We start from the raw sequence: 26,922 nt of genomic DNA, 5'->3' as shown, positions 1-26,922 counted from the left end.
ACCGTGTGGTGTCCAATACCGATATGAGCGCCACATAGATATAAATGTGGATATAGTTGCTGGTCATGGACCTTGTCCGGCATCTGCGCTACTTCACCGTGGTGGCGGAGGAACTCCACTTCGGCAATGCCGCGATCCGGCTCGGCATGGCCCAGCCGCCGCTCAGCCAGCGGATCAAGCGCCTGGAGCAGGAGCTCGGCGTGCGGCTCTTCGACCGCTCCGCCCGCCAGGTCCGGCTGACCGAGGCGGGCCGCCTGCTGGTCGGCGAGGCCCGCGAGATCGTGGCCAGGGCCGACCGGCTGCGCGAGCTCGTCCGCCACGGCGAGGGCCGGGCGCTCAAGCTCGGCGTCCCGCCCGACCTGGCCGCCGCGGTGATCGCCGCCCTGGTCGAGGGTTTCCGCGCGAGTAATCCGGACGTACGGCTCACGCCGGCGGAGATCTGGACGGCCGATCAGGTGGCCGCGCTGACCGAAGGCACCATCGACGTCGGCATCGTGCGCCACCCGATCAACGCGCCGGGGCTGCGGTTCGGGCAGGTGCTGGTGCAGCCGCAGGGCGTGCTGCTGGCCGAGGGGGACCCCCTGGCCGCGGCCGGGGAGGTGCACCTGGCCGACCTGGCGGGCCGCGAGCTGCTGATGCCGCCCAAGGAGGGGGAGCCGGGGCTGCACGCCGCGACGCTGGCGGAGTGCCGCCGCCACGGCTACGTGCCCGCCCAGGTGCATCAGGGCGCCGGGCTCGGCCTGGTGCTCGCCGGGGCGGCGGTGGCGTTCGGGGCCAGGATGGACCACCCTGGGATCGCCTGGCGTCCGCTGCTAGGCTCGCCGATCAGCTCCCGGGTCTCCACGGCCTGGCGAGTGGAGACGGACGCGGTCGCCGGCTTCTCGGCGGTGGCCGTACGAACGCTGAAAGAGAGCGCCGGGATGACGGACGAGGCCACGGCGCCCGTGCGGCACATCAGCCGCAGACCCGGGATGCTGGCATGAACGAGCCGGATCTGGCCGCGCTGTTCGGCGCGGCGGGCGTGATCGGGTGGCTGCACGCGACCGACCTGCGCTCGGGCCGGGAGATCGGGCTCGGCTCCGACGAGCCGCTGCCGACCGCCTCGATGTTCAAGGTGCCGCTGATGGTGGAGTTCTGCCGTCAGGCCGACGCCGGGCTGGTCGATCCGGCGAGCCGGGTGACCGTGGGGGCCGCCGATCGGGTGACCGGGCCCACCGGCCTGTGCGCGATGCTCGACGACGTCACGATCTCCCTGCGCGACCTGGGCCATCTGATGATCACGCTGAGCGACAACACCGCCGCCGACGCGCTGCTGGCCAGGGTCGGGCGTGAGGAGATCAACGCGATGCTCGACGGGTTCGGGCTGCGTGAGACGCGGGTGCGGCAGAGTTGCCGGGATATCCACGAGAGCATGGCCGAGGACGCCGGGCACGGCTGGCCGTACCTCGATCCGGAGGACATCGCACGGCTGCGGGTGCTCGACCCCCCGCGCACCAACAGCGCCACGCCGCGCGAGATGACCACGCTGTTCGGGCTGATCTGGCGCGATCAGGCGGCCTCGGCTGAATCGTGCGCCTGGATGCGTAATGTCCTGAACCTGCAAGTCTGGTCGCACCGGCTGGCCTCCGGCTTCCCGTACGACGACGTGGAGGTCAGCGGGAAGACCGGGACGCTCCCGACACTCCGCACCGAGGCGGGCGTGATCGAATACCCCGACGGCGGCCAGTACGCGGTGGCGGTGTTCACCCGCTCGGTCAGCACCGCGCTCAACCAGCCGCGCGCTGACGCGGTGATCGGCACGGCCGCGCGTATGGCGGTGGACCACCTACGTCGGTAGCAAGTTATGTGGCGGTTCGGGTATGACTTTCCCCCTACCGGCCGACAGGATGGGCACATGGTTGCTGAAGGCACACTTCTCTGGGAACCGACCGACGACGTCATCGCGCGCGCCAGGCTGACGCACTACCTGGAGTGGCTGGGCCGGGCCGGGTCGGACTATGAGGAGGTGTGGCGCTGGTCGGTCGACAGTCCGGCGGAGTTCTGGACGTCGATCTGGGACTACTTCGAGGTCATCGGCGAACGTGGTGACGGGCCCGTCCTGACTGGGACGATGCCGGGCGCCGACTGGTTCACCGGGAGCTTCGTCAACTACGCCGAGAACGCGCTGCGTGAACGTGACGGCACCGCCATCGTCTTCGTCTCGGAGGACGGCGCCCGCCAGGAGCTGACCTACGCCGAGCTGCGTGACGAGGTCGCCCGGGTCCGGGCGGGCCTGGTACGCCTCGGCGTCGGGCGCGGCGACCGGGTGGCCGGTTACCTGCCCAACATCCCGCAGGCCCTGATCGCCTTCCTGGCCACGGCGTCCCTCGGCGCGATCTGGTCGGCCGGCTCCCCGGACTTCGGCGTGCCGAGCATCGTGGACCGGTTCAAGCAGATCGAGCCCAAAGTGCTGATCGCGGTCGACGGCTACCACTACAACGGCAAGAGCTACGACCGCTCGGCGGCCGTCAACGAGATCGCCGCCGAGCTGCCCACGCTCCGCGCGACCGTCTGGATCCCCTACCTTTCCGCGGCCGAGGAGGGGCAGCCGCCGCAGCAGGCCGAGCCCGGCGCCGCGCACACCGACTCCGTGCCGCACGGCGAGGTGATCGGCTGGGAAGGGCTGCGCGCGGAGGAGGGGCCGCTGGAGTTCGAGCGGGTGCCGTTCGGCCACCCGCTGTGGATTCTCTACTCCAGCGGTACGACCGGGCTGCCCAAGCCCATCGTGCACGGGCACGGGGGAGTGATCCTCGAACACCTCAAGTCGCTCTCCTTCCACCAGGATCTCGGAGAGGGGGACGTGTTCTTCTGGTACACCACCACGGGCTGGATGATGTGGAACTACCTCATCGGTGGCCTGCTGGTGGGCGCCACCCCGGTGCTGTACGACGGCTCGGCCGCCTACCCCTCCGCCGCGGTGCTGTGGCGGATCGCCGCCTCCGAAGGGGTGACCTACTTCGGGGTCGGCGCGCCGTACATCATGGCCTCGCTGAAGGCCGGGGTCGCGCCCGAAGGGCTGGAGGCGCTGCGCGGCATCGGCTCGACCGGCTCGCCGCTGCCGCCGGAAGGGTTCGCCTGGGTGGCCGCTGAGCTGCCGGGAATACCGCTGGGGTCGTTCTCCGGCGGCACCGACGTGTGCACCGGGTTCGTCGGCGCGACCGTGCTGCATCCGATCCGGGCGGGCATCATCCCCTGCCGGTCGCTGGGGGCGCGGGTGGAGTCGTTCAACCCCCTGGGCGAGCCGGTCGTGGGGGAGGTGGGCGAGCTCGTGCTCACGCAGCCGATGCCGTCGATGCCGGTCATGTTCTGGAACGACCCCGACGGCGACCGCTACCGCGAGAGCTATTTCGACGTCTACCCGGGCGTGTGGCGGCACGGCGACTGGATCAAGCTGAACGAGGACGGCAGCTGCGTGATCTACGGCCGCTCCGACTCGACGCTGAACCGGGGCGGCGTCCGGATGGGCACCAGCGAGTTCTACCGGGTCGTCGAGCGGTTCGACGAGATCGCCGACAGCCTCGTGATCGACACCGGCCAGCTCGGGCAGGAGGGGCGGCTGCTGCTCTACCTCACACTGGCCGAGGGCGTCACACTGTCGGACTCGCTGGTCGAGGCCCTGCGTACCGCCCTGCGGCAGGAGCTGTCACCCCGGCACGTGCCCAACGAGATCCACGCGGTGCCCGGCATCCCGCGCACCCTGTCGGGCAAGAAGCTAGAGGTGCCGGTACGCAAGATCCTTCTCGGCACCCCGGTCGAGCAGGCGGCCAACCCCGACGCCATGGCCAACCCCGAGGTCCTGCGCCACTTCAAGCCCTGACCCCCGCTTCAAGCCTTGCCGCCCGCTTCAAGCCTTGCCCCCCGCGCTTCAGGCCGCCCTGAGCGGGCGCAGCGCTGTACCCCAGGAGACGATCTGGTCCAGCATCGTGGTGACCATCTCCTCCCGGTGCGCCGCGGGCTTGAAGTCGGTGAACCCCTCGAAGTCCGTGTGGAGCGAGAGCGTGACCTGGGCCGGTACGTCGGCGACCTTGACCCGGCCGAGCACCTGCCTGAGGTGTTCGGCCGCGCGGGCGCCGCCGTCGACGCCGTAGCTGACGAACCCGGCCGCCTTGTCCGCCCACTCGGCGTAGAGGAAGTCGATCGCGTTCTTCAGCACGCCCGAGGTGGAGCTGTTGTATTCCGGGGTCACGAACACGAAGCCGTCGAACGAGGCGATGCGCTCCGACCAGGCGCGGGTGTGGGGGTGTTCGTACTGGCCATAGGCCGCGGGGAACGCCTCGTCCAGGTGCGGCAGGTCGAAGTCCCGCAGGTCCACCACCTCGAACTCGGCGTCGCCGCGCTTGACGGCCAGGTCGCGCACCCACTCGGCCACGGTGTCCCCGTTGCGGCCCGGCCGGGTGCTGCCGACGATGATGCCAATCTTGATCATTATTTATCCCCTTGAATGATGATTTTTCCGCGTGTCTGACCGGCCTCGGCCCGGCGATGAACCTCGGCAAGGCTGGTCAGGGGGTAGGTCTCGGCGACCTCCACCACGAGCTCGCCCTTGTCGATCAGCGCCACCAGCCGGGCCAGGTGCGCCGGCTCGTTGCGGGCCACGAAGTGGGTGGCCCGGGGCGAGTCGATCGGGGTGGCGATGGTGACGATCACCTCGCCCAGCGTGGCCAGCGTCGCCGCCTGCTCCGGGCCGATGGCCGCCAGGTTGAGCACCACGTCCATGCCGCCGGGCAACGGGGTCGAAGTAAGTGCTGACAAAGTGGTGTAGTCGACGACCTCGTCGGCGCCGTAGCGCCGCACCGCCGCCGCGCTGCGCGGACCGGCCGTCGCGATCACGGTCGCGCCCGCCAGCTTGGCCAGCTGCACGGCGAACAGCCCCACCCCGCCGCCCGCCCCGTTGATCAGCACCCGCTGCCCCGGCTCGACGCGGGCATGCTCGTGGACCGCCTGCCAGGCGGTGAGCCCGGCGACCGGGATGGCGGCGGCGTCCGCCAGCGGGAGCCGCTCCGGCGCCCTGACCAGCGAGCCCGCCGCCGCCACCGTGTACTCGGCCGCCGCCCCCTCCACGAGGCCGATGACCCGATCGCCGACGGCGGGCCCTGCTACGTCCGCGCCGACCTCGACGACCGTGCCGGCGAGGTCCAAACCCAGCGTGTACGGCAGGGTGACCGGGAGCAGGTCCCGCAGGAACCCGGCCCGCAGTCCCACCTCGGACGGGTTGAACGAGGTGGCGGCCACCTGGACCAGCACCTCCCCGGGCCTCGGCGACGGCCGGGGGATCCGGTCGTAGCGGATCACGGACGCGTCGCCGTACTCGTGGATCCGGGCGGCGCTCATGGTTGGGCTCATGGAGGACAACGGTAGGAGCCCGGCGCGAGATGGCCAATGCTTGTGTATCTGCATTTTATACGCGAGCGTCTCGCGAGATAGACTTCTGTCATGGACGTGCTCAGCGACGTGATCGCCATCATGCGCACCGGACAGCCCCGGTCCGCGCTCGTCGAGTGGCACGCCCCCTGGGGCCAGTGGTTCCCCTCGGCTCCGGGCTCGGCGGGCTTCCAGGTGATCATCCAAGGCTCCCCGTGGCTCATCCCGCCGGACGGCGACCCCGTCCAGCTGAGCGTCGGCGACGTGGTCTTCTTCCCGCACGGCCACGGCTACGCGATGGCCGACAGCCCGGCCACCCCGCTGGCCGACCCCGAGTGCGATCCGCTGGAGGAGCGGGACCTGTTCGCCTCGGCCTCCATCGAGGGGCCCGGCGCGGCCACGGTCCTGCTCTGCGGCGGCTACCGGCTCGACCCCAGCCGGGCCCATCCGGTCCTGCGCGACCTGCCCGACATGGTCCACCTGCCCGCCCGCCTCGGCCACCACCCCGAGCTCCGCGCGGCCGTCGACCTGCTCGGCAGCGAGATCGGCAGTCCGCGTCTGGGCGCCGACACCATCGTCGCCTCGCTGCTCGACATGCTGCTGCTGTACATCCTGCGAGCCTGGCTCGACACCGAGCCCGGGCAGTGCGAGGTCGCCGGCTGGGCCACCGCCCTGGCCGACCCGTCGATCAGCGTGGCGCTCGACGCGATCCACCGCGATCCCGCACATCCCTGGACGGTCGAGGCGCTCGGCGGCAAGGCCGGGCTCTCCCGCGCGGCCTTCTCCCGCCGCTTCACCAGCCTGATCGGCCAGCCGCCGCTCAGCTACGTCACGTGGTGGCGCCTGGCCACGGCCGCCCGCCTGCTCCGCGAGTCCGATGACTCACTGAGCGAGATCTCCGCGCGCGTCGGCTACACCTCCGAGTTCGCCTTCGCCAACGCCTTCAAGCGCGAGTACGGCACGCCGCCCGGCAGATACCGCCGCCACGTCTGCCCGTCGTCACCCGCGCCTGCTGGGGTGGCGCAAACGCCTTAGCGCCCGGAAGCGGCGGGCCCGACTGCGTGGGGTGCGAGACGCATGAAGCGGGCGCGAAAGCCGTGCACCCGGCACACCCACGGACAGCCGGCACCGCATACGGTGCGGCCATGACTTTTCGTGTCGCCATGGACATCGGCGGTACCTTCACCGACGTGGTCCGCTACGACGAGCGTACCGGTGCCGTGCTGGCCTCGAAGGCGCCGACCACCCCCGGAGATCTCGCCGAGGGCGTCTTCGCCGCTCTCGGCCGCGTGGTCGACGACCCGACCCTGATCTCCTTCTCGTGGATCTCCTTCTCGTGGATCTCCTTATCGCGGATCTCCTTCTTCGTGCACGGCACCACCCAGGGTCTCAACGCCCTGCTCGAACGCAAGGGCGCCAAGGTCCTGCTGTTGACCAGCGCCGGCGCGCGCGACGTCTACCAGATCGCCCGCGGCAACCGCGAGCGCATGTTCGACCTGCGCTACCGCAAACCGACGCCGCTGGTGCCCCGGGCCGACGTCATGGAGGCGGCGGGCCGGCTCGACTGGCGCGGCGAAGAGCTTGAGCCGCTCGACGAGCAGGCCGTACGGCGGGCCGCCCACCGCGTCAGGGCCGAGGGCTTCGACGCCGTCGCGGTCACGCTGCTGTTCTCCTTCGCCAACCCGGCCCACGAGCTCCGCGCGGGCGAGATCCTCAGGCAGGAGCTCGGTGACGACGTCCTGGTCGTGCTCAGCCACGAGGTGGCCAGGGAGTGGCGTGAGTACGAGCGCACCTCCTCCGCCGTTCTGGAGGCCTACACCGGACCGGTCGTGCGCACCTACCTGTCGCGGATCGAGCGGCGCTTCGCCGAGCGCGGCCTGGCCGTGCCCGTACACGTGATGCAGTCGTCCGGCGGCCTGGTCAACGCGGGTTTCGCGATGCGGCGGCCCCTGCAGACCCTGCTGTCGGGCCCCGTCGGCGGCACGATGGGCGGGGTCGCCGCGGCCCGCCTGCTCGGCCGCCAGAACGTTATCTGCGTGGACATGGGCGGCACCTCCTTCGACGTCTCCCTGGTCGTCAACGGCCGCCCGGACGTCAGCGCCGAGGCGCACATCGAGGGCTTCCCCGTCCTGATGCCGATCGTGAACCTGCACACCATCGGCGCGGGCGGCGGCTCCATCGCCTACACCGAGGCGGGCGCGCTGCGCGTCGGCCCCGAGTCGGCCGGAGCCGTGCCGGGGCCCGCCTGTTACGGCAGGGGCGGCGACCGGCCGACCGTGACCGACGCCAACGTCGTGCTGGGCCGCGTCGACCCCGCCTGGTTCGCCGGCGGTCTCATGGCGCTGGACGTCGAGGCGGCGGGTACGGCCGTCGCCACGCTCGCCGAGACCCTCGACATGGATCCGCTCCAGCTGGCCGAGGGCGTCTGCGACGTCGCCAACGCCAAGATGGCCCAGGCCATCCGTACGCTCACGGTCGAGCACGGCGTGGAGCCGCGCGAGTTCGCCCTGGTCGCCTTCGGCGGCGCGGGCCCCATGCACGCCGTCTTCATCGCCCGCGAGCTCGGCATCGGCGAAGTGGTCGTGCCGCGCTTCCCCGGCGCCTTCTCGGCGTGGGGGATGCTGGAGGCCGACGTACGGCGCGACCTCACCCATCCGTACTTCCGCGCCCAGGACGACCTCGACGGCGGGCACCTGGCGGCGCGGCTGGCCGAGCTCGAACGCGACGCCATGGCCGCGCTCGACAGCCAGGGCGTCCCCATCGACCGGCGCCGGGTCGAGCACGCGCTGGACATGCGTTACGAGGGGCAGGACTACACGCTCACGATCCCGCTCCTGAACGCCACGGAGCCCGCGGAGCCGGGCTTCCTCCGGGCCATCGCGCAGCGCTACGCCGAGGCCCACACCAGCAGGTACGGCCATGCCACGCCCGAGGCGCCGGTCGAGTTCGTCATGCTGCGCAGCACCGGCTTCGGCGCCTTCCCCAAGGTCGCCGCCGCGGCTCCGGTGAGCGAGACGCACCCGCCCGCCGTACGTGAGGTGATCTTCGACGGGCAGGTGCACCGCACCGCGGTGCTGCGCAGAAGCGCCCTGGACGGCGAGATCGAGGGGCCCGCCATCGTGGTGGAGGAGACGGCCACCACCGTCATCCCGCCCGGCTGCCTGGCCACCGTCGACGCCAACGGCTTCCTGATCATCAAGGTGACCTCATGATCGACCCCGTGACCACAGAGATCATCCGCTGCGCGCTCCTCCAGGCGGCGGAAGACATGAACACCACGCTCATCCGCTCCTCCTACACGCCGGTCATCTACGAGGCCAAGGACTGCGCCGTCGCGCTCATGGACCGCGAGCACAACGTTCTCGGTCAGTCGAGCGGCCTGCCGATCTTCCTCGGCAACCTGGAGGTGTGCACCCGCGAGACCGAGCGGATGTTCGGCCGTGAGGCCTGGCAGGAGGGCGACGTCTGGGTGCTCAACGACTCCTACATCGGCGGCACGCACCTCAACGACGTCACGGTCTACGGCCCGATCTTCGTCGGCGGCGAGCTCGTGGGGTTCGCCGCCTCGCGCGCCCACTGGCTCGACATGGGCTCCAAGGACCCTGGCGGCTCCATGGACTCCACCTCGATCTTCCAGGAGGGCTTGCGCATGGGCCCGATGAAGATCTACGAGAACGGCGTGCCCTGTCGTGACCTGCACGAGGTCATCGCCCGGAACGTCCGCTTCCCTCACGCCACGCTCGGCGACCTGCGCGCCCAGGTCGCCTGCGCGATGACCGGACAGCGCCGCCTGGCCGAGATCGTGGGGCGCTGGGGCGTGGCGACCGTGATGGCGGCCCGTGACGAGATCTTCGCCCAGACCGAGCGCCTCGAACGCCAGGCCGTCGCCGCCATCCCCGACGGCACCTACACCGCCGGGGGGTTCCTCGACAACGACGGCATCGACCTGTCCACCCCGCTGCCGGTCAACGTCACCGTGACCGTCGAGGGCGAGCGCGTCCACGTCGACCTCACCGACTGCGCCGACCAGGCGACCGGGCCGGTCAACTGCGGAGCGGCGCAGGCGGTCGCCGCCGTCCGCGTCGCGTACAAGCTGCTCATCAGCGCCGACGTGCCGCTCAACGGCGGCTCGTTCCGCCCCCTCGAGGTGGCCACCAGGCCGGGCTCCATGCTGGCCGCCCAGTCGCCCGCCGCCTGCCAGTACTACTACTCCCACCTCGGCCTGCTCATCGACCTCGTCGTCAAGGCGCTGGCCCCGGTCGTGCCCGGCAAAGCCGCCGCGGCCTCCTACGGTGACTCCCTCATCGTCCAGTTCACCGGCACCGATCCGCGCACCGGCAAGCTGTACGTCTCGCAGGAGGCCACGGTCGGCGGCTGGGGCGCCTGGGAGGGCGGCGACGGCGAGAGCTGCCTGATCAACAACGTGAACGGGTCGCTGCGTGACATGCCGATCGAGGTGCTCGAAACGCTCTTCCCGGTCCGCGTCACCCGCTACGAGGTCCGCCCCGACACCGGCGGCCAGGGACAGTGGCGCGGTGGCAACGGCGTGGTCCGCGAGTACGAGTTCATCGGCGACACCTCGCTCTCGCTGTGGTTCGAGCGCTCGGTCACCCCCGCGTGGGGCCTGGCCGGCGGCGCGGCCGGCGCGCCGCCGCGCGTCACGCTCAACCCCGGCACGCCGCGGCAGCGCGAGATGCTCAAGGTCAACGCGCTGCCGGTCAGGGCGGGAGACGTGCTGCGCTGCGAGTCGGGCGGCGGCGGTGGGTACGGCCAGGCGGACCTGCGCGCTCCCGAGGCCGTCGCGGACGACCGCACCCAGGGGATGGTCACCGGCCCTTGATCACGTGGCAGGCCGGCTGGAGGGCCGGCCGGGTGGCGCTAGAGACCGAAGAGCGGGAGGCAGGGCTCCAGGTTGTGGATCTCGATGCCGTCCATGGGCTTCCAGTCGGACCGGGGCAGGCGGAAGCGGCGGCCTGTTGCCACCGTGCCCTTGCGGTTGTGCAGGATGATGCCGTCCTCGTGGTAGCCGAGTCGGCGCGTCACCGCGAGCGAGGCGTGGTTGTCGTGGAACGCCTCCGTCGTCGCGTACTCCGCGCCCAGCCCCTCGAAGGCCAGGTGGAGTACGGCCGCGCGCATCTCCCTGCCGATGCCCCGGCCCTGGAAGCGTTTGCCGAGCCACGAGCCCGTCCCGGCCTCCCGGGTGACCAGGAAGTCGGCGGCCATCAGCGCCTGCACGCCGACCACCTGTCCCTCTGAGACCACCGCGAACTCCAGCGTCCACTTCTCCCGGGTGAACTCGGCCCAGGTGCGGAAGTGGTAGCGGACGGTGGCCTTGGCCCGCTCCTGCGGCTCGGCGTCGGACCACGGGAACAGGAACGGCATGTAGCCCGGCTCGTGTACGCCCTCGGCCGCTCGATCACCGAGCTCGTCGAGGTCCGCCAGCGACGGCACGCGGAGTTCGAGACGCGGGGTGGTCACGGAGAGCCCGAAGAGCGGCCAGTTGCGCATGCTCCCGATCTTCCCAGCTCACAGCCCGGCCCGGCGACCGATTTAGACACCTTGGGGCAGGTGGAAGAGCCGGCCGGGATCGTAGGCGGTCTTCACGGCGGCCAGGCGTGGCGCGTTGGCTCCGTAGTAGGCGGTCCGCCAGTCGGTCAGGTCCGGGTCGATGTAGTTCACGTACGCGTGATCGCCCAGATGCGCCCGCATGTCGCCGTGGATGCCGCGCAGCCAGGCCCGGCCGGTGCCCTTGGAGTAGTACTGGACGCCGAACAACGCCGCCCGGTGCGGGAAGGCGGTGGCGTCCGGGCGGACCCGGGCGACCGCGCCGCCCAGCGCGTCCAGTTGCACGGTGTGCTCCCCGGCCCGGGCCACCCCGGCGACCAGCGCCCTGACCCCGGCGGCCGACAGTTTCTGGTAGGCCAGGTGCGACTTGGCCGCGAAGGTGTCCCTGCTGAGGCGGCCCGCGGCGGTCTGGCCCGGAAGGTGGCACTGCGCGACCGAGAGCGACGAGCAGCCCGCCATGATCATCATGGCGTGCCCGTAGGACGTCGTGGAGGCGTAGCGGGAGGAGGGACGGCCGATCCCGGCGACGAGCGGCGCCAGGAGGCGGTCGAGCGCCGCCTTCCCGCCCAGGTACGTGCCGCCGATCTGCACGTCCAGCCCGTTGTTCCGGGTCAGGTGCAGCGTGGACCACAGCTCGTCCGGCGCGGTGGGCGCCCAGGACTGCCAGGCCTTGACCGCCGCCTCGGCCTTGGCCCACGGCCAGTGCAGGAAGAACACGGTGCTGTCGCGGGTCTGGTGGGTGCGGAAGGTGAAGGACACCGCCACGCCGAAGTTCCCGCCGCCACCGCCCCTGCACGCCCAGTAGAGGTCGGGGTGGTGCTCGGCGTCGCAGGTCAGGAGGCGGCCGTCGGCCGTGACGATCCGCACGGATTCGAGCGTGTCGCAGGTCAGGCCGTACTTCCTGGAGACCACGCCGATCCCGCCGCCCAGCGCCAGGCCGCTCACCCCGACCGTGGGGCACGAACCGGCGGGGATGCTCACGCCGTGGCGGCCCAGCTTGTCGTAGACGTCGACCAGCTTGGCCCCGGCGCCGACGGTGGCGCGGCCGGCCGCGTGGCTGACGGAGTTCATCCGGGAGACGTCGATCACCAGGCCGGTGCCGGTGGACCAGCCCGCGTAGGAGTGGCCACCCGAGCGGGCGGTGACGGGCAGGCGGTTGGCGCGGACGAAGGACAGGCACGTGGAGACGTCCGCGGGGGTCGCGCAATAGGCGACGCCGCCCGGCCTGATGCCGTCGAAGGCGGGATTGAACAGCCGTCGCGCCGCGCCGTACCCCGCGTCGGCCGGCAGGACCAGCGTGCCGGTGAGGCGGCGGCGTAACCCCGGCCAGTCGGGGGCGGAGGAGGCGAGCGCGGGCGGTACGGAGACCAAGCCCAGTACCGGTGCCAGCGTGGCGGCGCGGAGGAAGTCGCGGCGGTCCATGGTCGTCTCCTGGTGATCGTGGTGAACCGATCGGTGAGACGACCATGGAAGCCGCCAGGTTGGTCACAAATGCATAACCAGAGCAGCCCGGTCAGTTCCGGAGGGGTCTGGTCAGTATGCGGGGAGCCCGGTCCGTCCGCCTGAGCGCTCAGGCGGACGGACCGGGTGACTAACCCGCCCGTACCGCTATGGACTCATTGAGGCGCAGGGCCAGCGCGGGGCACATGTCGACGGCCCGACGCGCCTCCTTCGCCATCCAGCCCGGCACGGTCTTGAAGGTGGGGAAGCCGTATTCGTCCAGTTCCACGAATTCCGGCAGCAGGTGCGCGCACAGGCCGTGGCCCTCGCAACGGGTCCAGTCCACGTCCAGGCGGTACTCGGGCTCCTCCTCGTGCTCCGGAAGGGGCAGCACGCCGCGGACCGGCCGGCCGCAGGAGCCGTACTCCAGGTGAAGGGCGATGTCGCTCTCGAAGGCGTCCAGGGAGGAGAGGACGAACCTGGCGGTGCCGTCGGGGTGGAAGCAGGCGCCTCTTCGCTCGACGGCGCGTACGGTGCGGCGTACCGCGTCCGTGGACCCGGTGCCCTCGGCCAGCGCGAGCAGTGCCCGCGCCACGTCGGGCAGCCCGAGGCGGCAGGGGCCGCACTGGCCCGAGGACTGGGCGGCGAGGTAGGCCGCCACCCGGGTGGTCTCGCCGAGTGGGCAGGTCGAGTCGCCGAGCGGGACGATGATCCCGGCGCCCAGCTCGCTGCCCATCGCCTTCATGCCTTCGCGCGAGATCACCGCGGAGAGGGCGTTCTCGTAGCTCATCCACGCGCCGTGGTAGCCGCCCATGAGGACGCCGTCGCCGATCTCCGCCTCGCACAGGTCGAGGACGTCGATCAGCGGGGTGCCCGTGGGCGCCTCGACGACGGCGGGGTTGGTGGCGCCGCCGCTCACGCTGAGCAGGACGGTGCCGGGCTCCTTGGCGGTGCCGTACTCGGCGTACCCTTCGGGGCCGAATTCGGCGAGCAGGGCGAGCTGGGCGAACGTCTCGGTGTTCGACAGCAGCGTGGGCAGGCCGTCCACGCCGCTCTCGGCGGCACGCTTCTTGCGGCCGTTGGGGATGGCCACGTCGCCGTTCACGCCGCGCACCAGCGCGCCGCCCTCGCCCGAGATGAACCGCTCCTCCAGGGCGACCACCCGGATCCGTACGTGGCTCTCGTGGCCACCCGCAACATTGGCGGCGCGCCGCTCGGCCACGGCCGCGGAGACCGACGACTCGGCCACCTCGCCGCCGGACCCGATCGCCACGACGACCTCGCGCGCGTGCAGGGCCTCGGCGGCGAGGACCGCTCCGTCGAGCACGAGGTGCGGGTTGCGGATGAGCATCATGGTGTCCTTGAAGCTGGCCGGCTCGCCCTCCGAGCCGTTGACCAGCACGACACTCTCGCGTGCCCCGGCGGCGTCGGCGACGGCGCGCAGCTTGCGGCCGACGGGGAACGCCGCTCCGCCTCGGCCGCGCATGTCGACCTCGTTCACCTGGGCGATCAGCGTCTCGATATCGCGCAACACCGGCTCGCCATGAAGCGTCCGGTGCGCCGGCAGGTCGATCCGCCTGGTGTGCTCCAGCCCGGCGGTCAGCCGGGCCGGGCCCACGCGTAACACGCGTGGGACTCTGTGCGGGATCACTCTGGCGCCTCCTGGGCATTCCTGTGCGGTCTCATCCCGCCTCCCGGTACTTCCTGCGCGCCGCGTCGAGGCTAACCGGCGCGTTGACGTCCACCGGCCGCTCGACCGGTGAGGTGTCGACCTCCATCGTCTTCACCCATTCCGGCTGGAGAGCCGGCCTGAGCGTGGTGGCGAGCACCCGGACCAGCAGTGCCCCACCGACCGCCGCCAGGCAGGCGATGTAGGACCACGCCACCCAGGGCGCCGGAGGGCGGCCGGCGGTCAGGCCGTGCATGATGGCCACGGGCCAGGACAGGTACGCGGTGGCATGAAGCGCCCGCCATATCCATGGCTTGCCCGTCACCGCGAACCGTCCTCGGACCATCCCCGACACAACGATGATCACCATCATGTCGAAGGCTACAGCGCCGAATCCCACATAGATACCGGCAATTGGGACCACCGTCGCGGCCAGTGGGGCATGCCCCAGACTGACCATGAGCGTGATGTGCGTGACCAGGTAGGCCATCCCGATCATCGCTGTGGCCCGGTGCGCCAGTTGTGCCCTGACCCTGTTGGACGGGGACAGGAAGACGCGTTCGGTGGTGAGCAGACCGAGCCCGACCGTCGCGCTCAGCAGCACCAGGGCGAACACGCCCGCGTAGAACTCGAGGAAAGCCACCCCTTGGCCGAGCACTGAGATCCCGCTGTCGGTCCTGGTCAGGGCGAACCCCGCCAGGACCAACGCGGCGAGCGCGGCGCTTACTCCGAACCGGACATACCTGGAGTCCAGCTTGCTCGGAGCGTGCCGGGGCAGTCTTCTGTGGAGCATCGATTCCCTCCATGGTCGTGATTGAGGGTGCGACTCGGGAGGGCCGATCTACGTCAGCAACGACGTCCGCGGTTGATGCAGCTGACCACGAAGTTCATGAGCTGGTCAGACATCACGTTGGCGAAGTCGGCGTGATCGGTCACCGGATTGTGCTTCTGCTCAGGGAACGCGTCCACGGCGAAGGACGGCCCCTGTGGAACCGAGTACGTGAGGGACATGCGCAGCTGTGGGATGGCCTTGGTTCCCTGCGGGCAGGCGCCACCCTGTCCCGGGAACGCCACGTGCGTACGGTGGTTGGCGCTGTCGGTGTTCTGGCCGTCCCAGCAGCTTGGGAAATCCAGAATACGGACGACTTGGCTGCCGCGTGGGCAGAGTGGATATTTGTTATTAGTGATGCGGTTCTGGAAGCCGGTACACGTCCACGCCGCCTTCGCGTTCGCCCCGCCGTTCGTGGCCGCCTTGGCGTCACCGGTGATGATCCTCAGGAACCTCGGCATCGCGACCACCCTGGACGAGGCGTTGCCGCGGAACTGGAGGGTCACCTGGCGGGCCCGCAGCACCTGGCCGACGTTGCCGTCCGCGTCTTGGGTGTTGACGTCCACCTTGCGGTCGCGAAGCACCGGCCAGAAGTAGGTCGATTTGTCGCCGAAGCGGCAGGTGGTACCTCCCGCGGCGAGACTCTGGTCCGTCGAGAACCCGTCCGTCGTCAGGTTGCCCACGTAGTCGTGCAGGTGGTGCGCGCCGTTGCTCACGCCCGGAGCGACGATGAAGTTGTCCGGGTTGTTGTGCTTGTTGCCGTTCGTCCCGCAGGAGGAGACGAAGGTGCCCCTTGAGCCGTTCCTACCGAATTGGGGGTTGGCGAGCTGGCCGCGGCCGACCTGGCGGATGTCGACGAAGTCCTCGACGAACGGGCCGAGGTCGGCGCACTCGCCCTCATCGTGGTCGCTCTCGGTGGGGGAGGGGGTCGCGGACGGGCTCTTCGTCGGGTTCTGGTTGTTGTTGTTGCCCCGGCGGCGGAGCTGCTGCTGGCCCTGGTCCTGCTGCTGCTGACCCTGCTGGTCCTGCTGGTCCTGACCTTGCTGGTCCTGCTGCTGCTGATCCTGGTTGTTGTTCTGCTGGTCCTGGGCGTTACCGGTGTCCTGCGTTCCCGGCTCCGGGGTCGGCGCGGCCAAGAGAGTCCCGCCGCCTTGCTGCTGCTGCTGACCCTGCTGCTGTTGCTGGCCCTGGTCCTGCTGCTGGCCCTGCTGGTCCTGTTGCTGCTGCTGACCTTGCTGGTCCTGCTGACCCTGCTGGTCCTGCTGCTGCTGATCCTGGTTGTTGTTCTGCTGCTGGTCGTCCTGCTGCTGTTGCTGGTCCTGGTTGTCCGGAGCCTGCTGCTGTCGCCGTTGTTGCGTCGGTGATTGAGACGGCTGCTGGTTGCTCTGCTCTGCCGGATCGCAATGGTCCGCAAGCGCCGGACCGACGCCGATCACGGCCGCGGACACCAGGCCGCTGGCCATCACGGCCAGGGCGGACACGACCGCGGTCGTGCGTCTGGATCTCCTCATTACTTTCTCCTCGTATCGACCGCCGTAGCGACGGGTGGAGCGGGTGAGGGCGTGGGGGGCTCGGGAAGCTCGCCGAAGTCGACCAGGCCAGTGCCTTCGAGCAGCGTCATGTGCTTCAGCACCACCGTGTTGGCGGTGTTGGCGAACTTCCTGATCTCGCTGTTGCGGGTCCCCGACCGCACCTCTGCCACGACGGCGAAGACCTTGCCGTGCGCGGCTCGCAACAGGTTGGCGAAGTCCTTGTCGAAGGCGGGACCCTTCTCCGCGGACAGCTGGGCCATCCAGCTCTGCTGATCGGCATTGGCCACGTCTGGGATGGGCACGCCGAGCTTCGCGGCGAGCGCGCGAGTCGCCTCGTCCAGCTTCGTGTGATCTTCGACCAGGTGCCTCCCGGTCTCCTTCACGCTCGCTGACTCGGCCCGTGTCTGGGCCCATTGGCCAACAGGAATCTCCCAGAGGCCTGCCTGGCGTACTCTGACAAGCAGGTCGCGGTCAGCCGGCCCGAGAGGACCGGCGGCCGACTGCGTGTACTGAGTGGATCCTGCGGAGCTTCCTGGTGGCAGGACCAGCAGGATCGTGACCGTGGCAGCCACTGCGAAGCCGCCGAACATGAGCAGTTCGCCGCGCAAAAGCCTGTGCATGATCGGAGGTACGCGGGCCTTCGGGGACCGGTTCACTCACGGGGTCCAAATAGTCAGAAATGACTGGAGTTATCGGAGTGCCTACCGGAGTGATAACGAAGGTGTAAAGATGTGCCCCGTGCTAGGTCATCTCGCCGGCAAGTTAGAGAGCACGGATGCCGAGGCGGAACACCGCATTGCGGTGCTCTACCAGGAGTTCGGCGGCCCTCTGCTGCGCCACGTACGCAAGTCGACCGGGAACGATCTTCAATGGGCCGAAGACGTCGTTCAAGAGACGATCGTTAGAGCCTGGCGTCACTCGGCAAGACTTCAATGGGAGCCCAGCCTCATCTGGGCATGGCTACTGACAGTGGCCCGCCGTATCGTCATCGACGGTCGCCGGCGTAAGAGTGTTCGGCCTCACGAGGTCGAGCCGCCGGAAGTCGACATGCTGGCGGTCCCTGACGGCTCGGAGCGGGCGCTCTCGGCCATGGTGGTCGCTGACGCGCTGCGGAGCCTGTCAGAAGAACACCGGGAAGTCATTGAGCAGACCTACCTTCGGGACCGTACGATAAATGAAGCGGCGGAGATTCTGGGGATCCCGCCGGGCACGGTGAAGTCCAGGCTCTACTACGGGATCCGGGCTCTCCGTGTGCTTCTGCGGGACAAGGGGGTAGCCGGGTAATGCATGAAGAGGTGGTCGCCTACGTCCTCGGTGTCCTCGATGAAGAGGACCTGGAGGAGTTCGAGCGCCACCTCGACACATGCGCAAGGTGCCAGGCGGAGCTCCAGGACATGGCCGAGATTCCGAGCCGGCTCGACGAGCTCAAACACCTGCCCTCAGCCGCTGAGGACGACCCGCCCATGTCGATGTCACGTTGACCTTTTTCCCCTTTTCGGGTGATATCGGTACGGCGAGGCGCGTACGCCCGGTCGAGCGGACCGGGCGGCTTGGGGAGGTGTTCGGTGGGCATCGATGGTGATGCGGCCGTTCCTCCTGACAGGCGATTCGGCGAGGAGGGCGGCCGGCTGAGCTATGGCGGCTACCTTCGGCTGCCCGAACTGCTCGACCAGCAACGGCCTCAGTCCCAGGCGCCCGACGAGCTGCTGTTCATCACCATCCACCAGGTCTACGAGCTCTGGTTCAAGCTGCTGCTGCACGAGCTGGAGGCCGGCCGCGAGGCCATGTTCCAGGGCGAGCTCTGGCAGGCCAGGCACGTGTTCCAGCGGGTGCACGCGGTGGAGCGGGTGCTGATCGGGCAGGTCGACGTGCTGGAGACGATGACGCCCCAGGACTTCCTGGAGTTCCGGGCCAGGCTCGCCCCGGCGAGTGGCTTCCAGTCGGTGCAGTTCCGCGAGCTGGAGTTCCTGTCGGGGCTGAAGGATCCGAGCTACCTCGGCCGGCTCAGGGACGCCGACGAAGCCGAGCTCGGCAGGCTGCGCCGTCGGCTCGCCGAGCCGACGCTGTGGGATGCTTATCTCACCGCCCTCTCCCAGCGTGGGCTGCCGGTCTCCGACGACGAGATCATGGGCACGCTGCTGGCCGTGGCGAGGGACCGCGGGTCGCACGACGACCTGTGGCAACTGGCCGAAGATCTGCTGACCCACGACGAGACCGCCGCCCAGTGGCGGACCCGTCATGTGCAGATGGTCGAACGGCAGATCGGCACCAAATCGGGCACCGGCGGCTCGACGGGTGCCCCCTACCTGCGAGGTAGGACCCGCCTGCACTACTTCCCGCTGCTGTGGGAACTAAGGGCCTGGCTGTGACAAGCCATGGCAAACCCTCACAAAGGAGTGAGAGCGAAATGCCGCTCGACGAGGCCAAGGATGAGCTGCTCCAGCGAGCCGCGCAACGATGCGCGGTGAGCAGCGACCATGTGAGCCCCGAGGACGCGCTGGCCTTCCTGCGCGTCTACTACCGGCACATCGCGCCGGAGGACCTGCTCGACCGCACCCCCATCGACGTGTACGGCCCGGCGATGTCGCAGAAGCAGCTGGCCGAGGTACGCCCCCAGGGCCGGGCCGTGGTCCGCGTCTACACGCCGACCCTCGAGGAGAACGGCTGGGACCCCGGGCACTCCGTGGTGGAGGTCGTCACCGACGACATGTCCTTCCTGGTCGACTCCGTGACGATGGAGCTCGCCAGGCATGACATCAACACCTATCTGGTGGTCCACCCGCAGATGCGAGTACGCCGTGACATGACCGGCAAGATGCTCGGCGCGGGCCAGGAGGAGGTCACCGGCCAGATACTGGTCGAGTCCTGGATGCACTTCGAGATCGACCGGCAGTCCGACCCCGAGGTCCTCGCGCGGCTGGAGGCCGACCTCCAGCGGGTCCTGTCCGACGTGCGGCAGGCGGTCGAGGACTTCAGGAAGATGCGGGGGGTGGCCGTACAGACCGCCGAAGACCTCACGCTGAACCCGCCGCCGCTGGAGCCCGCGGAGGTCGAGGACAGTCTCGACCTGCTGCGCTGGCTCGCCGACGGGCACTTCACCTTCCTCGGCTACCGCGAGTACCGCCTGGAGCGGACCGACGAGGGCGACGCGCTGCGCGCGCTGCCCGGCGCGGCGCTGGGCATCCTGCGGGACGACAAGATCGGCTCGGAGAGCTTCTCCGTGCTTCCCCCCGAAGTGCGCGCCAAGGCGCGGGAGAAGCAACTGCTGATCATCACCAAGGCCAACTCCCGGGCGACCGTGCACCGCGCGGCCTACCTCGACTACATCGGGGTGAAGCTGTTCTCGCCGGAGGGCGAGGTGATCGGCGAGCGCCGCTTCCTCGGCCTGTTCACGCACGTGGCCTACAGCGAGTCGATCTCCAGGATCCCGGTGCTCAGGCGCAAGCTCGCCGACGTGCTGGAGCAGGCCGGGCTGGCCCCCGACAGCCACGACGGCAAGGACCTGATCGAGATCCTGGAGACCTTCCCGCGCGACGAGCTCTTCCAGACCTCGCTCGACCAGCTCCTGCCGATCGCGCTCGGCGTGCTGCGGCTGCGCGAGCGCAAGCAGGTCAAGCTGTTCCTGCGCCGCGACGACTACGGCCGCTACATCTCCTGCCTGATCTACCTGCCGCGCGACCGGTACACCACCCAGGTGCGCTACCGGATGCAGGAGCTGCTGCTCAAGGCGCTGGGCGGCAAGACGCTCGACTACAGCGCGATGATCGGCGAGTCCGCCCTGGCCCGGCTGCACGTGGTCATCCGCGGCGAGCGCGGCCGGCAACTGCCGCCGCCGAGCGTCGACGTGCAGGAGCTCGAGTCGCGGCTGGCCGCGATCACCCGGTCGTGGGAGGACGACCTGGCCGCGGCGCTGGCGGAGCAGACCTCCGACGTGGAGGCTCCCCAGCTGAGCAGGCGCTACCAGTCTGCCTTCCCCGAGGGCTACAAGGCGGACTTTCCTCCGCAGATGGCCGTGGTGGACCTGCGCCGCCTGGAGGAGCTGGTCGGCGCCGACGAGAACGAGATCGGCCTCAACCTCTACGAGCCCTACGACGCGGCCGAGGGCGAGCGGCGGCTGAAGATCTACAAGCTGGGCACGCCCATCTCGCTGTCGCGGGCGCTCCCGCTGATCCAGCGGCTCGGCGTCGAGGTCGTGGACGAGCGGCCGTACGAGATCGACCGGGACAACGACCCCGCCACCAAGAACGCCTGGATCTACGACTTCGGGCTGCGCTACACGCCGAACGAGGAGGTCGACAGGAAGGACTTCAAGCGGCTCTTCCAGGACGGCCTCATCGCTCTGTGGAAGGGTGAGGTCCAGGCCGACAACTTCAACGCCCTCATCCTGCGGGCCGGACTGACCTGGGAGCAGGTCGAGATCCTGCGCGTGTACGCCCAATACCTGCGTCAGGCGGGTTCCGCCTTCTCCCAGCGCTACATGGAGCGGGTGCTGACGGGCAACGTGCGGCTGGCCCGGCTGCTGGTGCGGCTGTTCGAGGCGCGGCTCGACCCCCGGCGCGGCGACGACGTGCGGGCCGACCTGACCGACGCGCTCACCGAGGAGATCCTGGGCGCGCTCGACGAGGTCGCCTCGCTCGACGAGGACCGGATCCTGCGGGCGTACCTGGAGATGATCCAGGCGACGCTGCGTACCAACTACTTCCAGACCGTCGGCGGGCGCCGCAAGCCGTACATCTCGCTGAAGTTCGACCCGCAGGCGATCAGCGTGCTGCCGCTGCCGCGGCCGAAGTACGAGATCTTCGTGTACTCGGCCCGGGTCGAGGGCGTGCACCTGCGCTTCGGCAAGGTGGCCAGAGGCGGGTTGCGGTGGTCGGACCGGATGGAGGACTTCCGGACCGAGATCCTCGGGCTGGTCAAAGCCCAGATGGTGAAAAATACCGTTATCGTGCCCACTGGGTCCAAGGGCGGATTTGTCGTGAAGCGTCCGCCGGTGGGCGGAGGGCGCGAAGAGCAGCTCGCCGAGGGCGTGGCGTGCTACCGGATGTTCATCTCCGGGCTGCTCGACGTCACCGACAACCTGGTCGACGGCAAGGTCGTGCCCCCGCCGGACGTGGTCAGGCACGACGGCGACGACACCTACCTGGTGGTCGCCGCCGACAAGGGCACCGCGACCTTCTCCGACATCGCCAACGGAGTGGCCAAGGAGTACGGCTTCTGGCTCGGCGACGCCTTCGCCTCCGGCGGCTCGATCGGCTACGACCACAAGGCGATGGGCATCACCGCGCGCGGAGCCTGGGAGTCGGTCAAGTACCACTTCCGCACGATCGGGACCGACATTCAGACCACCGACTTCACCGTGGCCGGTGTCGGCGACATGTCGGGCGACGTGTTCGGCAACGGCATGCTGCTGTCGCGGCACATCCAGCTGGTGGCCGCCTTCGACCACCGGCACATCTTCCTCGACCCCGACCCTGATACCGCCCGCGCCTTCGCCGAGCGGCAACGGCTCTTCGAGCTGCCGCGCAGCTCCTGGGCGGACTACGACACCCAGCTGATCTCGGCGGGCGGCGGCGTCTACCCGCGTACGGCCAAGTCCATCCAGATCACGCCGCAGATCCGCGAGGCGCTCTCCATCCCCGCGGCGGTCAACTCGATGGCGCCGAACGACCTCATCAGCGCCATCCTCCGGGCCCCCGTGGACCTGCTGTGGAACGGCGGCATCGGCACCTACGTCAAGGCGAGCACCGAGTCCAACGCCGACGTGGGCGACAAGGCCAACGACCCGCTCCGGGTCGACGCCGGAGAGCTGCGCTGCAAGGTCATCGGCGAGGGCGGCAACCTGGGGTTCACCCAGCTGGCCCGCATCGAGTTCGCGCGCGGCGGCGGGCTGGTCAACACCGACTTCATCGACAACTCGGCCGGGGTCGACACCTCCGACCACGAGGTGAACATCAAGATCCTGCTCGACCAGGTCGTCCGCGACGGCGAGCTGACCGACAAGCAGCGCAACCAGGTCTTCACCTCGATGACCGACGAGGTCGCCGACCTGGTGCTGCGCGACAACTACGCCCAGAACGTGGTGCTGGCCGCGACCCGGGCACAGGCCCCCGAGATGCTCCACATCCACTCCCGCTACCTGCGGCGCCTGGAGCGTGACGGGCTGGTCAACCGGGAGCTGGAGTTCCTGCCCTCCGACAAGATCCTGGCCGAACGCCGTCAGGCCCGGCTGGGTCTGACGGCGCCCGAGTTCTCGGTGCTGCTGGCCTACACCAAGCTGGTGGCCGACGCCGAACTGCTCGCCTCCGACCTGCCCGACGATCCGTACCTGGCCTCGTGGCTGGTGTCGTACTTCCCGTCGGCGCTGCGCGAACAGTTCCGGCCGTACATGGACGCCCACCCGCTGCGCCGCGAGATCATCACCACCACTGTGGTGAACGAGCTGGTCAACTCGATGGGCACCACGTTCATGTTCCGCTTCAGCGAGGAGACCGGCGCCTCGACGCCCGACATCGTCCGTGCCTATCTCGTCGCCCGCGAGGTGTTCGACCTGGCCAGCTTCCATCGCGCGGTGGAAGCGCTGGACAACAAGGCCGACACGTCGATACAGATCGCGATGCTGCTGGAGGCCAGGAAGCTGGCCGAACGCGGCACGCGCTGGCTGCTCGGCAACCGCCGCCCGCCGCTCGACCTGGCCGGGTCGGTGAGCTTCTTCATCAAGGGTGTGAACGGCCTGCTCGCCCACATCCCGAAGCTGCTCGCCGGTCCCGACCTGGCGGCCTTCGAGGAGCGCCGCGACTCCTTCGTGGTCCGCGGCGTGCCGCTGGAGCTCGCGGAGCGGGTGGCGGCCATGGTGCCCGCCTATTCGACGTTCGACCTGGTGGAGATCTCGTCGCTCACGGGTCGTCCGGTCAACGAGGCGGCGGAGGTGTACTTCGACCTCGCCGACCGCCTCCAGCTGGCCCTCCTCAGGGAGCGGGTGATCGCGCTGCCGCGTGACAACCGCTGGAACTCGATGGCGCGGGCGGCACTCAGGGACGACCTGTACGCGGCCCACGCCTCGCTGACCCGCGACGTGCTGGCCCACAGCACGTCTGGGCTGTCTCCGGAGGAGCGACTGGCCCGCTGGACGGAGGCGAACTCGGCGGCGGTCCACCGGGCCCGCCAGACGCTCTCGGAAATCTGGGAAAGCGAGAACTTCGACCTCGCGACCCTCTCCGTGGCCCTCCGCGCCATCCGCACCCTCGTGGCATCAAGCAGCCTTCCCCACACCGAAGGCTGATCGCTTTCAACACCTTTTCCATCTTTTACGGCCGGCCCGGTGGGCCCCAGCCGCCGCACGGCGCTGGGGCCTGTCCAGGGGAACGCTCCTCCGGTGGAGGCGGCTGGGCGCCGTGACGTGCGCGTTCTTGACCCCGGCCGTGGTCGCGTCTTGACCCCGACCGGGGGCCTTCTCGGCCCTCGGCCCCTGGTTAGTTAGTGGTCGTGAAGGCGTGCTTGTGGTCTTCTGCCCACTGGGCGAATGTTCTTGGGGGTTTGCCGGTTAGGTCGGCAAATATGGTTGTTGGTGTTTCTGGGGTGTTTATGGCTGTTATGGAGTTTTGAACGAGTGACTCCACGATTTCCGGTGAGCCCCAGCGGGACAGAGCTTGGCGGTGGGTCTCCAAGTCCTGTAGGTGCCACTCGATCGGCTTGCCGATAACTCGCGCGATCGTGTTCATCTGGTCGCGCTGGGTGAGGGAATCGGGGCCGGTCAATGTGTAGACGGCGTTCTCGTGGCCGCATCCCGTCAGGGCTTTCAGCGCGATTTCCGCTATGTCGGCCTCGTGGATGGGAGCCGAGTGGGTGTCAGGGAACGGGCTGCTGACCCTGCCTTCCGCGATGATCTCCGGAGCCCACCCGAGGGCGTTGGTGGCGAAGGCGCCGGGCCGCAGGGCGGTCCAGGAGAGCCCTGAGGCGGTCACCGACTCTTCCGCCACGCCGTGCATGCGGGCGATCGCGTCCGTGGCCGCGGGGTCCGCCAGGGCGGCCGACAGGAGGACCACGTGGCGCACTCCGGCCTCACGGGCCTTCGCCAGGAAGGCGGCCAGCCCCTGCGGGTCGGCGTAGAGGAACATCCGGTCGACGCCGTCCAGCGCGAGTGCCGCACTGCCCGCGTCGACCACGTCCACACCGGTGGGCAGGTGGGTGGCGGCGGGATCTTTGCTGGCGGCGCGGACCTGCTCGCCGGCCGCCAGGAGCTGTCGTATGAGACTGCGGGCCACGTGTCCACGGGCCCCGGTCACCAGGATCGTCATGCGGACATGCTGGTCCGGGGCCGTGCCGGGCGGGTAGGCACCGCCAGGGCTGGGACTCGCGGTACCAGGCCCGGGCGGGCTGGGTCATCATGGTGGGGATGAACAGGGAGGAACTGGGCGGCTTTCTGCGTAGCCGGAGGGGCCGGATCCAGCCCGCCGAGGTGGGGCTGGCACCCGGCCCGCGCCGACAGACCCCGGGGCTGCGCCGCGAGGAGGTGGCGCTGCTGGCGGGCATCTCCGTCGACTACTACATCAGGCTGGAACAGGGCCGCGGCCCCCACCCGTCCGACCAGGTCCTCACCGCGCTCGGCCGGACGTTGCGGCTGACGGCCGACGAGCACGACTTCCTGCTCCGGCTGGCCGACCGCTCCCCGGCCCACGCCGAGCCCGCCCGCGAGGTGCCCGCCAACGTCCGGCGCCTGCTGGACCGCCTCACTGACGTCCCGGCCATGGTGATCAACGCCTGCTACGACGTACTCGCCTGGAACAGCATGCTGGTCGCCCTGATCGGCGACCTGTCAGAGACGCCACCCCGGGAACGCAACACGCTGCGCTGGCTCTTCGGCAACCAGGCCGCGCCGGCCGACAAGCTCCAACTCGCCCGCAAGTGCGTGGCCGACCTGCGAGCCACCGGCCGCTACCCAGCCGACACCGACATCAGAACCCTGGTCGACGACCTGAAAGAGCGCAGCCCTCACTTCGCCGAGCTGTGGGCGGCCCGCGACATCGAGGTCCAGCGCACCCTGACGAAGCACATGATCCACCCCATCGCCGGCCCCATCGAACTCGACTGCGACTTCCTCCCCATAGCCGGCGCGGACCAACGCCTGGTCCTCTACACAGCCGCCCCCGGCACCCCCTCCCACGAGGCCCTCAGGCGCCTGCGGGAGACCTACGCGTAGCGGACTCGTTCCTGCGGCCACCGTGTGGAAGGCCATGGCCGAGTAGGCGCGCGTAGCGATGCCAAGCCACCTCCACCGGAGGAGCGTGTCTCTGGGCGGGCCCGGCTCTGTGCGGTGGGTGGGCACTGGCCACGGCCGGGGCCAAGTAGGCGCACGTCACGGCGCCCAGCCACCTCCACCGGAGGAGCGTGCCCCTGGACAGGGCTCAGCCCCGTACGGCGGGTGGGGCCCACCGTGCCTGCCGTACAAGAAGAAATTGGGTCTAGGGGTCGCCGCCTACGGCCTTGGTGAGGGCGCCGGTGTGGGCGATGATGGCGGCCGGAGTGGGGGTGCCGGACGGCGGGACGACCGTCGCGTACTGGTTGATCTCCGTAGTTTTCAGGAAGCGGCGAGCCCTGTCGTTGTGATAGAGCCAGCGGGCCGACTCGGGCACCGGCACGAAGTCGGCCTTGTCCGTCTCCACCGTGGTCGTCGTCGTGCGCGTCATGGCGTATTGGATCAGTGCCCCGCCGCCCACCATGCGCAGCGCGTAGACCGGATAGTCGCCGGCGCTGAAGATCGAGTCGTAGCTGAACCCGCCGATCTTGGCCCGCTCCCGGTCGGTGGTGATCTGCTCGGCCACGTCCGTGGTGTAGGGGCCCCGTTCGAGCAGGCCGGCCGCCACGCCCGTCTCGCCCGCCTCCGCCACCGTGGCGTGCAACGGGCCCATGAACTGCGGACTGATGGTGATGCTCTTGTCGTCGGGCGCCAGCACCGTCGCGTAGCCTTCCGCGTCGCGCTGGATGTCGGGCGGGTCCTGCCCCGGCAGCAGCTGCGTCGCCGCGCTGAGCCGCCAGTCGTCGTCCTTGGCGAATGTCAGCAGCGTCGGATGGCCGTTGCGCGTGGCCAGCACCGTGAACCAGGGCGCCGCCTCACCCTGCTTGAACCGCGGGACGATCAGCGTCGGCGCGCCCCACGTGTAGCGAGGCGGCCGGTTGCCCGATGACAGGAACGCGGCAGAGGTGAGTTGTGCCTCCGCGTCGCGGGTCAGCTGCATCGCCAGCCGTAGGTCGCCCCCGGCCCGCAGCAGGTCGTCGGTGGCGGTGAACGTGGCGAACGCCTTGGCCGCGTCGGCCGGGGTGATCAGCGGGGTCTCCGCCGAGGGCGTCGGGGTCACGGGCTTGGCCGTGGTCGCCGCCACCTGACTGGGCTGGGGTTGTGGCGCGGCCGAGCAGCCGACCGCCGCGGCCAGCAGGCCGGCGGCGAGCGCCAGCACCTTCCGCCGACCGTAACTACGCACGTGGCCATGTTA

22 protein-coding genes are annotated in these 26,922 nt (G+C 69.8%); 12 read left to right on the top strand and 10 right to left on the bottom strand.

Features of this window, described 5'->3' with window-relative positions; all coding sequences use genetic code 11:
• Positions 1-65 precede the first annotated feature (65 nt).
• From AB0H88_RS23780 to AB0H88_RS23770, 3 genes are read left to right on the top strand one after another with little or no spacing between them, the layout of a single operon-like run.
• Complete coding sequence (locus AB0H88_RS23780; RefSeq protein ID WP_357647817.1) at positions 66-983, top strand: LysR substrate-binding domain-containing protein; 918 nt, start codon at positions 66-68, stop codon at positions 981-983.
• Positions 980-1,837, top strand: a complete 858-nt coding sequence (locus AB0H88_RS23775) for a serine hydrolase (RefSeq protein WP_357647815.1) — start codon at positions 980-982, stop codon at positions 1,835-1,837. The genes AB0H88_RS23780 and AB0H88_RS23775 overlap by 4 nt, the downstream gene beginning before the upstream one ends.
• A 57-nt stretch (positions 1,838-1,894) precedes the next feature.
• The gene (locus AB0H88_RS23770; protein WP_357647813.1) at positions 1,895-3,856 is read left to right on the top strand and encodes an acetoacetate--CoA ligase; all 1,962 of its coding nucleotides are present in this window, start codon (positions 1,895-1,897) and stop codon (positions 3,854-3,856) included.
• Positions 3,857-3,904: 48 nt separating this feature from the next.
• On the opposite strand, the gene AB0H88_RS23765 is transcribed toward AB0H88_RS23770, so the two are convergent.
• Together AB0H88_RS23765 and AB0H88_RS23760 are read right to left on the bottom strand one after the other, a co-directional pair.
• Positions 3,905-4,465 (bottom strand): NAD(P)H-dependent oxidoreductase, encoded by a 561-nt coding sequence (locus tag AB0H88_RS23765; RefSeq protein WP_357647811.1) that lies wholly within the window; start codon positions 4,463-4,465, stop codon positions 3,905-3,907.
• A complete protein-coding gene (locus AB0H88_RS23760) occupies positions 4,465-5,382 on the bottom strand; it encodes an NADP-dependent oxidoreductase (RefSeq protein ID WP_357647808.1) in 918 nt (305 codons plus the stop codon). Before AB0H88_RS23760 ends, AB0H88_RS23765 begins: the two co-directional genes overlap by 1 nt.
• 90 nt (positions 5,383-5,472) lie before the next feature.
• Between AB0H88_RS23760 and AB0H88_RS23755 the strand changes: the two genes are divergently transcribed.
• The 3 genes from AB0H88_RS23755 to AB0H88_RS23745 all read left to right on the top strand — a co-directional run bounded on the left by AB0H88_RS23755 (position 5,473) and on the right by AB0H88_RS23745 (position 10,240).
• A complete protein-coding gene (locus AB0H88_RS23755) occupies positions 5,473-6,435 on the top strand; it encodes an AraC family transcriptional regulator (RefSeq protein WP_357647806.1) in 963 nt (320 codons plus the stop codon).
• A 110-nt stretch (positions 6,436-6,545) separates the two neighbouring features.
• Positions 6,546-8,612 carry a hydantoinase/oxoprolinase family protein gene (locus AB0H88_RS23750; protein ID WP_357647805.1) on the top strand — a complete coding sequence of 689 codons (2,067 nt, stop codon included), beginning with the start codon at positions 6,546-6,548 and terminating at the stop codon, positions 8,610-8,612.
• Entirely contained in the window at positions 8,609-10,240 is a 1,632-nt protein-coding gene (locus tag AB0H88_RS23745; RefSeq protein WP_357647803.1) for a hydantoinase B/oxoprolinase family protein, read from the top strand. Before AB0H88_RS23750 ends, AB0H88_RS23745 begins: the two co-directional genes overlap by 4 nt.
• Before the next feature lie 38 nt (positions 10,241-10,278).
• Here AB0H88_RS23745 and AB0H88_RS23740 read toward each other — a convergent pair whose 3' ends face one another.
• The 5 genes from AB0H88_RS23740 to AB0H88_RS23720 form a co-directional block, all read right to left on the bottom strand.
• Complete coding sequence (locus AB0H88_RS23740) at positions 10,279-10,908, bottom strand: GNAT family protein (protein ID WP_357647801.1); 630 nt, start codon at positions 10,906-10,908, stop codon at positions 10,279-10,281.
• Between the two features lie 42 nt (positions 10,909-10,950).
• Positions 10,951-12,387 (bottom strand): FAD-binding oxidoreductase, encoded by a 1,437-nt coding sequence (locus AB0H88_RS23735; protein WP_357647799.1) that lies wholly within the window; start codon positions 12,385-12,387, stop codon positions 10,951-10,953.
• A 169-nt stretch (positions 12,388-12,556) separates the two neighbouring features.
• Positions 12,557-14,032 carry a ferredoxin gene (locus tag AB0H88_RS23730; RefSeq protein WP_357647797.1) on the bottom strand — a complete coding sequence of 492 codons (1,476 nt, stop codon included), beginning with the start codon at positions 14,030-14,032 and terminating at the stop codon, positions 12,557-12,559.
• A 55-nt stretch (positions 14,033-14,087) separates the two neighbouring features.
• Positions 14,088-14,867, bottom strand: a complete 780-nt coding sequence (locus AB0H88_RS23725; protein WP_357647796.1) for a hypothetical protein — start codon at positions 14,865-14,867, stop codon at positions 14,088-14,090.
• 53 nt (positions 14,868-14,920) lie between these two features.
• On the bottom strand, positions 14,921-16,039 hold the full coding sequence (locus AB0H88_RS23720; RefSeq protein WP_357647795.1) for a DUF1996 domain-containing protein: 1,119 nt from the start codon (positions 16,037-16,039) through the stop codon (positions 14,921-14,923).
• A gap of 15 nt (positions 16,040-16,054) precedes the next feature.
• On the opposite strand from AB0H88_RS23720, the gene AB0H88_RS23715 reads away from it, so the two are divergent.
• Positions 16,055-16,267: a hypothetical protein gene (locus AB0H88_RS23715; protein WP_357647794.1), complete on the top strand. Its 213-nt coding sequence runs from the start codon at positions 16,055-16,057 to the stop codon at positions 16,265-16,267.
• A gap of 146 nt (positions 16,268-16,413) precedes the next feature.
• Here the strand turns inward: AB0H88_RS23715 and AB0H88_RS23710 are convergent, their stop codons facing one another.
• On the bottom strand, positions 16,414-17,025 hold the full coding sequence (locus AB0H88_RS23710) for a DUF4142 domain-containing protein (RefSeq protein WP_357648036.1): 612 nt from the start codon (positions 17,023-17,025) through the stop codon (positions 16,414-16,416).
• A 148-nt stretch (positions 17,026-17,173) separates the two neighbouring features.
• Between AB0H88_RS23710 and AB0H88_RS23705 the strand changes: the two genes are divergently transcribed.
• The 4 genes from AB0H88_RS23705 to AB0H88_RS23690 all read left to right on the top strand — a co-directional run bounded on the left by AB0H88_RS23705 (position 17,174) and on the right by AB0H88_RS23690 (position 23,714).
• On the top strand, positions 17,174-17,719 hold the full coding sequence (locus AB0H88_RS23705; RefSeq protein WP_357647792.1) for a sigma-70 family RNA polymerase sigma factor: 546 nt from the start codon (positions 17,174-17,176) through the stop codon (positions 17,717-17,719).
• Positions 17,719-17,916, top strand: a complete 198-nt coding sequence (locus AB0H88_RS23700; RefSeq protein ID WP_357647790.1) for a zf-HC2 domain-containing protein — start codon at positions 17,719-17,721, stop codon at positions 17,914-17,916. The genes AB0H88_RS23705 and AB0H88_RS23700 overlap by 1 nt, the downstream gene beginning before the upstream one ends.
• A gap of 84 nt (positions 17,917-18,000) precedes the next feature.
• A complete protein-coding gene (locus AB0H88_RS23695) occupies positions 18,001-18,804 on the top strand; it encodes a tryptophan 2,3-dioxygenase family protein (protein WP_357647789.1) in 804 nt (267 codons plus the stop codon).
• 38 nt (positions 18,805-18,842) lie between these two features.
• Positions 18,843-23,714 carry an NAD-glutamate dehydrogenase gene (locus tag AB0H88_RS23690; protein WP_357647787.1) on the top strand — a complete coding sequence of 1,624 codons (4,872 nt, stop codon included), beginning with the start codon at positions 18,843-18,845 and terminating at the stop codon, positions 23,712-23,714.
• A 190-nt stretch (positions 23,715-23,904) separates the two neighbouring features.
• Here AB0H88_RS23690 and AB0H88_RS23685 read toward each other — a convergent pair whose 3' ends face one another.
• Complete coding sequence (locus tag AB0H88_RS23685) at positions 23,905-24,729, bottom strand: NAD(P)H-binding protein (RefSeq protein ID WP_357647785.1); 825 nt, start codon at positions 24,727-24,729, stop codon at positions 23,905-23,907.
• Between the two features lie 98 nt (positions 24,730-24,827).
• Here AB0H88_RS23685 and AB0H88_RS23680 point away from each other — a divergent pair, with 98 nt between their 5' ends.
• Positions 24,828-25,631 (top strand): helix-turn-helix transcriptional regulator, encoded by an 804-nt coding sequence (locus AB0H88_RS23680; protein ID WP_357647783.1) that lies wholly within the window; start codon positions 24,828-24,830, stop codon positions 25,629-25,631.
• 262 nt (positions 25,632-25,893) lie between these two features.
• Here AB0H88_RS23680 and AB0H88_RS23675 read toward each other — a convergent pair whose 3' ends face one another.
• Positions 25,894-26,910, bottom strand: a complete 1,017-nt coding sequence (locus tag AB0H88_RS23675) for a hypothetical protein (protein WP_357647781.1) — start codon at positions 26,908-26,910, stop codon at positions 25,894-25,896.
• Positions 26,911-26,922 lie beyond the last annotated feature (12 nt).

It is taken from the genome of Nonomuraea sp. NPDC050680, from assembly GCF_040654555.1.
GTDB lineage: Bacteria > Actinomycetota > Actinomycetes > Streptosporangiales > Streptosporangiaceae > Nonomuraea.
This window is presented reverse-complemented; position numbering and strand designations above follow the sequence as displayed.

Bases quoted from the DNA above. Each gene is read 5' to 3' on its own strand.
- AB0H88_RS23780 (WP_357647817.1), top strand. From the start codon at position 66: ATGGACCTTGTCCGGCATCTGCGCTACTTCACCGTGGTGGCGGAGGAA.
- AB0H88_RS23775 (WP_357647815.1), top strand. From the start codon at position 980: ATGAACGAGCCGGATCTGGCCGCGCTGTTCGGCGCGGCGGGCGTGATC.
- AB0H88_RS23770 (WP_357647813.1), top strand. From the start codon at position 1,895: ATGGTTGCTGAAGGCACACTTCTCTGGGAACCGACCGACGACGTCATC.
- AB0H88_RS23765 (WP_357647811.1), bottom strand. From the start codon at position 4,465: ATGATCAAGATTGGCATCATCGTCGGCAGCACCCGGCCGGGCCGCAAC.
- AB0H88_RS23760 (WP_357647808.1), bottom strand. From the start codon at position 5,382: ATGAGCCCAACCATGAGCGCCGCCCGGATCCACGAGTACGGCGACGCG.
- AB0H88_RS23755 (WP_357647806.1), top strand. From the start codon at position 5,473: ATGGACGTGCTCAGCGACGTGATCGCCATCATGCGCACCGGACAGCCC.
- AB0H88_RS23750 (WP_357647805.1), top strand. From the start codon at position 6,546: ATGACTTTTCGTGTCGCCATGGACATCGGCGGTACCTTCACCGACGTG.
- AB0H88_RS23745 (WP_357647803.1), top strand. From the start codon at position 8,609: ATGATCGACCCCGTGACCACAGAGATCATCCGCTGCGCGCTCCTCCAG.
- AB0H88_RS23740 (WP_357647801.1), bottom strand. From the start codon at position 10,908: ATGCGCAACTGGCCGCTCTTCGGGCTCTCCGTGACCACCCCGCGTCTC.
- AB0H88_RS23735 (WP_357647799.1), bottom strand. From the start codon at position 12,387: ATGGACCGCCGCGACTTCCTCCGCGCCGCCACGCTGGCACCGGTACTG.
- AB0H88_RS23725 (WP_357647796.1), bottom strand. From the start codon at position 14,867: ATGCTCCACAGAAGACTGCCCCGGCACGCTCCGAGCAAGCTGGACTCC.
- AB0H88_RS23710 (WP_357648036.1), bottom strand. From the start codon at position 17,025: ATGTTCGGCGGCTTCGCAGTGGCTGCCACGGTCACGATCCTGCTGGTC.
- AB0H88_RS23700 (WP_357647790.1), top strand. From the start codon at position 17,719: ATGCATGAAGAGGTGGTCGCCTACGTCCTCGGTGTCCTCGATGAAGAG.
- AB0H88_RS23690 (WP_357647787.1), top strand. From the start codon at position 18,843: ATGCCGCTCGACGAGGCCAAGGATGAGCTGCTCCAGCGAGCCGCGCAA.
- AB0H88_RS23685 (WP_357647785.1), bottom strand. From the start codon at position 24,729: ATGACGATCCTGGTGACCGGGGCCCGTGGACACGTGGCCCGCAGTCTC.
- AB0H88_RS23680 (WP_357647783.1), top strand. From the start codon at position 24,828: ATGAACAGGGAGGAACTGGGCGGCTTTCTGCGTAGCCGGAGGGGCCGG.